General features: G+C 41.7%; 4 protein-coding genes and 1 pseudogene. All 5 read left to right on the plus strand.

The genetic code is table 11. From position 1 onward, the window contains the following. The coding region (locus tag BCG07_RS05840) for a coiled-coil domain-containing protein (RefSeq protein WP_286889236.1) at positions 1-2646 on the plus strand (2646 nt) is incomplete at its 5' end. Between the two features lie 74 nt (positions 2647-2720). Continuing rightward, positions 2721-3488 carry a cell division protein ZipA gene (zipA, locus tag BCG07_RS05845; RefSeq protein WP_286889238.1) on the plus strand — a complete coding sequence of 256 codons (768 nt, stop codon included), beginning with the start codon at positions 2721-2723 and terminating at the stop codon, positions 3486-3488. Between the two features lie 77 nt (positions 3489-3565). Continuing rightward, entirely contained in the window at positions 3566-5584 is a 2019-nt protein-coding gene (ligA, locus tag BCG07_RS05850) for an NAD-dependent DNA ligase LigA (protein WP_286889239.1), read from the plus strand. A gap of 10 nt (positions 5585-5594) precedes the next feature. Then, positions 5595-6116, plus strand: coding sequence for a DUF2919 domain-containing protein (locus BCG07_RS05855; RefSeq protein WP_138741031.1), 522 nt, complete (start codon positions 5595-5597; stop codon positions 6114-6116). Further along, positions 6116-6385, plus strand: a pseudogene (locus BCG07_RS05860) (hypothetical protein); the annotation flags it as partial. The gene BCG07_RS05855 and the pseudogene BCG07_RS05860, both read left to right, overlap by 1 nt.

A 6385-nucleotide genomic window follows, 5' to 3' on the forward strand; every position in this document is an offset into this window, starting at 1 on the left:
AAAAAGCTTAATGAGCAAATAAGCTTTTTTAAAACGGCTCACTCAGGGCACGATGATGTGCTTGCAACACTTGAAGGAGAGGTACAAGCTCAGCAAGATAAATTAAGTGATGCGCAGCACCAGCAACATATTACTCATACCGAGTTAACTCGAGCCGAACAGCAAAAAATTAGTGTTAAACAACAAATACAGTCACTTAAACAAAGCTTAATAAAATTACAACAACGCCAAACAGATAGCCTTGAGCAAAAAGCGCAACAGCAGCATATATGCGAAGAACTTGATGAAGCACTGCAAGAGGCAATAGAAAGCAGTTTAATGTGCGAAGAGCAAGTGAGTGAATTGTCATTTGAGCTTGAGGGGTTGCAGGGTGCTAAGCAGCGAAGTTATTCTAATTGGCAAACACTCAACGAACAACAGCAACACCTTACCAATCAGGTGCAGTCGCAAAGTAGTGAAATAAAGCACACGCAACAGCAAATAAATCATGTTAATGAGCAACTTAGCCAATTTAATTTACAGCTTGATGAACTAAAAAATAATAATGTAGAACATCAGCTGGCCGAGCAAAAACAGCAGCGCCAAGCACTCACTGAGGCGCTTGCAAAAAACCAAAGCGCGCTTGCGCAATGTGAAGTTAAATTGACTCAGCAAAATAGGCTGGTTGATGAAACTCAAGACAATCATAAAACACTGACACAGAAAGAAAATGAACTAAACGCCCGTATTGCTGGGCTTAAAAGTGCATTGGGGTTAGATGAAGAGGTCACTAACTCAACTGGGGTTTTAAGTCAGCTCATAGTGCAAGAGGGTTTTGAGCCATTAATAGAGCAAGCACTTAAGTCGCTTACGCATTTAAGTGTAACAGAGCAGCAATCAACTAATAGCATATGGCCAAGCAGTCAGCCTTCACTTAAGGCAAGCTTGGCAGATTATATTACCGCTGGCGTGTACCCTGACTTACTCACGCGAATTGGCTATAGCGAACACGCCGATTTATCTATGCTAAATGATGACTATTACATTGCGATAATGGATAAAAAAGGCGCATTGCATGGTCGTAATTGGCACGTAAACGCAGACAGTAACACCGACAACTCATTGCTAATAAAGCATAAGCAACTTCACGCGCACACCGATGAGGTCATACAGGTTAAAAGTCAGCTTGAACAGGTCAAAAGTGAGCTTGAACAATACACTGTAATACAAGCAGAGCTTAATACCGAACAAAAAGCACTCAAAGACGTTATTCATCAGCTTGCTCAACAAATTGCTATTTCAAGTACCCGAAGCGATATGCTCACAGAGCAAGTTACTCAACATCAACATCAGCTATCAAAAATAAAAACACAAGAGCAAGCGATAAGTGCGTCACTGGTGCAACTCAATAAGCAGCTTGATGAACAAACCGAGCAATATGAACTATTTGTTGAGCAGCAATTAAATTTAACAGATGAAACTGAGATTGCGAATGATGAGCGCATGCTCAGCGATAAAAATTATAGCCAAGCACTCAGCGCATTGGAGCAATACAAAACGCAGGCTCATCAGGCAAGCTTAAGTCAGCAAAAAGCACGTAGTGAATGGCAGTTAAGTCAAACAAAACTGAGCCATGCAGCGCAAGCCTATGAAGAGGCAAAACAAGGAGCTGAAGATTTAGTTTTGGAAATAGAGGCGTTACTTATTCCAGAAGAAACACTTAGTGAATCAATCTCAACCTTACTAGAAAAGCATCAGCAAGGCGAACAACGATTAGCGCAATTGCAAAACGATTTATCACAAGCTAAAGACGCCTTACATACAAAGCAAGCTAGCCTTAAAAATTCGCAAGGTGAGCTGCAAGGGCTTCAAGAACAACATCAAAAATTAACACTTGAAGAGCAGAGCTTATTAATAAAGGCACAAGCTGCACTTGAGCCATTAGAAGAGCTTAAACAAAGCTTAAAAGCCGTAGTTGAAACATTACCTGACGACTTAACCCTAAATGCAGCGCAAAACCAATTAACAGGTATTACGAATCAGCTAGACAAGCTGGGTGCGGTTAACTTAGCAGCTATAGAAGAGTTTGATGTTGCAAAACAGCGCAGTGAGTATTTAGATAATCAGTTAGAGGATTTAACTAAAGCGTTAAATACCCTTGAAGGGGCTATTCGGAAAATAGATACCGAGACAAAAACACGCTTTAAAGCCACGTTTGATCAAGTTAATGAAGACTTTGCACAGCTGTTTCCTAAAGTTTTTGGTGGAGGGAGTGCGTATTTGGAATTAACCAGTGACGATTTACTTGAAAGTGGTGTTAGTATAATGGCACGGCCGCCAGGTAAGAAAAATTCAACTATTCACTTGTTAAGTGGTGGAGAAAAAGCGCTGACGGCATTATCATTAGTGTTTTCTATATTCAGGCTAAATCCAGCCCCGTTTTGTATGCTGGATGAAGTTGACGCACCATTAGATGACGCAAACGTTGTTCGCTTTTGCCGTTTGGTGGAAGAAATGTCACAATCAGTGCAATTTATTTATATAAGCCATAACAAAATTGCAATGGAGATGGCGGGGCGTTTAACCGGTGTTACCATGGCAGAGCCGGGTGTATCTCGAATGGTTGCAGTAGATATTGAACAAGCGGTGCAACTTGCACACGCATAAATTTTTATAACACGTGTATTAGTTTTTAATTACTATACAGGTTTTAGGCATAACAAATAATAAAAGGTGAGGGGATGGCCGAACAATTAAGATGGGTTTTAATCATTATCAGTGTGATTGTCATTGGTGGCTTATTAGTCCATGGTTTATGGTCTGTAAGAAAAAAAGAGAGCCCAGATACGTCCGTTAATGAACGGGTTGAACCACTCCAAGAAAGCCAAACAGCTTCCTCTCATTCATATAGTCAAAAAGCTGAGCCAAAAGAGCCGGTAATTAATGAGCGTGACGAACCACAGCTAGGGGAACTTAACTTTGATGCTAATGAGCCTCAAATTGAGCCCAGCGCGCCAGAGGTTCCTATTGAAGATGACCTGAGTGTTGTTGACGATTTAGAGTCGGTTGAGCAAACTAATGAACAACCAAAAGAGCCAGTACCCGATTTTGTTATTGTACATATACAAATGCCAGAAGGGTTAACTATGCAAGGCAGCAAGTTATTACCTGCTGTGAATACGCTTGGTTTTAAATATTCTGAAGAAGGCTTTTTTAATCGTCATTTAGACCCTGCAGGCCAAGGGCCTGTGTTGTTTAGATTAGTTAATATGTACAACCCAGGAACGTTCGATATAGACAATATGGAACAGTTTAGCACCGCAGGTGTGAGCTTATTTATGACCTTGCCGTGTGACGGTGACGGACTAGCAGCCTTTAATATGTTGCACAGTGCGGCTAAAAAAATAGCCGACGAATTTGGCGCGCACATATTAGACGCAGAACGCGAAGAAATGAGTGTTGAGCGTGTAAGGCAATATGTTGAGCAGGTTCGTGCTTTTTCAGCTTAACAATTTGTAATATATAATTTTTACAAGCCACTGGGCGATATCGTCAAAGTGGCTTTTTTATGTTTTTTGAGGTTTAAATGTCTAGCAGCATTAGTGAGCAAATTAATCATCTTCGTACCCTATTAGAGCAGCACAATTATAATTATTATGTGCTTGATACCCCAAGCATTCCCGATGCTGAATACGATAGGCTATTACGCGAACTCAGTGCGCTTGAAACACAAAATCCTGAATTTTTATCTGCTGACTCACCGACTCAAAAAGTAGGTGGTGCAGCGCTTAGTAAATTTGAGCAAGTTGCTCATCAAGTGCCAATGCTATCGCTTGATAATGCGTTTAGCGAAGATGAATTTACGGGCTTTAATCGCCGAATTAAAGAGCGTTTAATGAGCACAGATGAGCTCACTTTTTGCTGTGAGCCAAAACTTGATGGGTTAGCGGTATCTATTATTTATCGTGATGGAGTGTTGGTACAAGCTGCAACACGGGGTGATGGCTTTACAGGCGAGAATATTACTCAAAATGTAAAAACAATTCGTAACGTCCCCCTTAAGTTGCGTGGCGACTACCCCAAAGAGCTTGAAGTGCGTGGTGAAGTATTTATGGACAGCGCAGGGTTTGAAAAGCTAAACAATGAAGCGCAAAAGCGTGGCGAAAAAGTATTTGTAAATCCACGTAATGCGGCGGCAGGTAGCCTACGCCAGCTAGACTCTAAAATTACCGCAAAACGCCCACTGATGTTTTATGCATACAGTACTGGTTTGGTTGCTGATGGCTCAATTCCTGAGGATCACTTTCAGCAATTAGAAAAGCTAACTGATTGGGGCTTACCCCTTTGTCCAGAAACAAAGCTGGTGGAAGGGCCACAAGCTGCACTTGATTATTATGATGATATTTTAACGCGTCGCAGTGAGCTTAAATATGAAATTGACGGCGTAGTAATAAAAGTTAATAAAAAAGCCCTACAAGAGCGTTTAGGCTTTGTAGCGCGGGCACCTCGTTGGGCTATTGCCTATAAATTTCCGGCGCAAGAGGAAGTCACTCAACTCCTTGATGTAGAGTTTCAAGTTGGTCGTACAGGTGCAATTACGCCTGTTGCTCGTTTAGAACCTGTGTTTGTAGGCGGTGTAACGGTGTCTAATGCAACGCTTCACAATGGTGATGAAATTGCTCGATTAGGCGTGAAAGTCGGCGATACGGTGATTATACGCCGTGCTGGCGATGTGATTCCGCAAATAACACAAGTTGTGCTTGAACGCAGGCCCACCGATGCAAGAGACATTGTGTTTCCATCAGCTTGCCCTATTTGTGACTCCCATGTAGAAAAAGTAGAAGGGGAAGCTGTAGCCCGTTGCACTGGTGGCCTAGTATGCCCCGCGCAGCGCAAGCAAGCTATAAAGCACTTCGCCTCGCGTAAGGCACTAGATATAGATGGTCTTGGCGATAAAATTGTTGATCAACTAGTGGACCGTGAGCTTATAAAAACTCCGGCTGATTTATTTATATTAAAGCAAGGTCACTTTGAATCACTTGAGCGCATGGGGCCTAAATCGGCTAAAAACTTAGTTACTGCTTTAAATGAAGCAAAAGCCACTACGCTTGCTAAATTTTTATATTCACTGGGTATTCGAGAAGCCGGTGAGGCTACGGCACAAAATTTAGCGAATCACTTTTTAACGCTAGAGAATATCATTAGTGCTAGTGTTGAAAGCCTCACACAAGTAAGCGATGTAGGCGATATTGTAGCATCGCATGTACGAGGCTTTTTTGGTGAAGAGCACAATTTAGCGGTGGTCAATGCGCTTATTGAGCAAGGTGTTCATTGGCCTGCGCTAAGTGCACCGTCAGAGGATGAGCAACCGCTGGCGGGGCTTACTTATGTACTTACAGGTACGCTCAATACGCTTAATCGCAATGATGCTAAAGCGCGCTTACAACATCTAGGTGCAAAGGTGTCAGGTAGTGTATCTGCTAAAACTGATGCTTTAGTAGCGGGTGAAAAAGCCGGTTCTAAACTCACAAAGGCTCAAGATTTGGGGATAGACGTGCTTACAGAGGATGATTTAATCGAGCTCCTTAAAAAGCATAACGGCTAGGAAAATAGTAATGAGCCAATACGGTCCTCAATACTGGGATAAATACGGGAGTTATCGCACCCCTGTTGCGTTTCACTTAAGTGTAGTGGTGTTGCTGCGTGCTTATTTTATTTGGGTTATTGCGGCACTGAGCCGACGACCAGAGCTTGACTTAATGTCGTTATTTTTTAGATCTAAAAGCGACTTTTTTATTGCTATTGCCATTGGCAGTATTGCGATATTACCTACGTTGTTATTTTGCTTGCGCCGCCCTCGCGATTCACATAAAGCCACTGACAGATTAGCGAGTATTTGGCGGCATATGCGCTGGCCATTAATTGTATGCGCGCTAATAGATTTAACGTGGCTAATAGTACAAGCGGCACATAGCCATTACCGGTTTTCACTTTTTTTAGCGGTGCAAATGGTTATTGTTTTTTGGGTGCTTTGGTATTTAGTTAAAAGTCGTTATTTAACCGTGTTTTTTAAAGATTGGCCTGAGCCAACAGAAAAAGCATCAGATGACAAAAAAGATCTTAAAAAGGATTCATAGTGGACTCAGTAAACAAAAAAATAGCATTAATCATTGCACTCATCGGTTTTGTGCTTATTGGTTTAATATTTGCTTTTGAGTTATTTGAAGTTATGTGGTTTAAAGTGTTGATAGGAGTTTGGGTGTTTGTATTTTGTTCAAGCATGTATAGGCTTACACCACTATTTAAAGCGCGAAACCGTTTAGAGCACTTTGTTCAACGCGATGCGCAGCACTTACTAGTGTTTAGCCTAATGGGCTTTTTTGATAAAAAACATGGTCCAAATTGG

Source organism: Pseudoalteromonas sp. ESRF-bin5 (assembly GCF_002632075.1).
In the GTDB taxonomy this organism is placed as follows: domain Bacteria; phylum Pseudomonadota; class Gammaproteobacteria; order Enterobacterales; family Alteromonadaceae; genus Pseudoalteromonas; species Pseudoalteromonas marina.

What these genes read in the sequence shown, in the direction of transcription:
- BCG07_RS05855 (WP_138741031.1), top strand. Translation starts at nt 5,595, where the DNA reads ATGAGCCAATACGGTCCTCAATACTGGGATAAATACGGGAGTTATCGC.
- ligA (WP_286889239.1), top strand. Translation starts at nt 3,566, where the DNA reads ATGTCTAGCAGCATTAGTGAGCAAATTAATCATCTTCGTACCCTATTA.
- zipA (WP_286889238.1), top strand. Translation starts at nt 2,721, where the DNA reads ATGGCCGAACAATTAAGATGGGTTTTAATCATTATCAGTGTGATTGTC.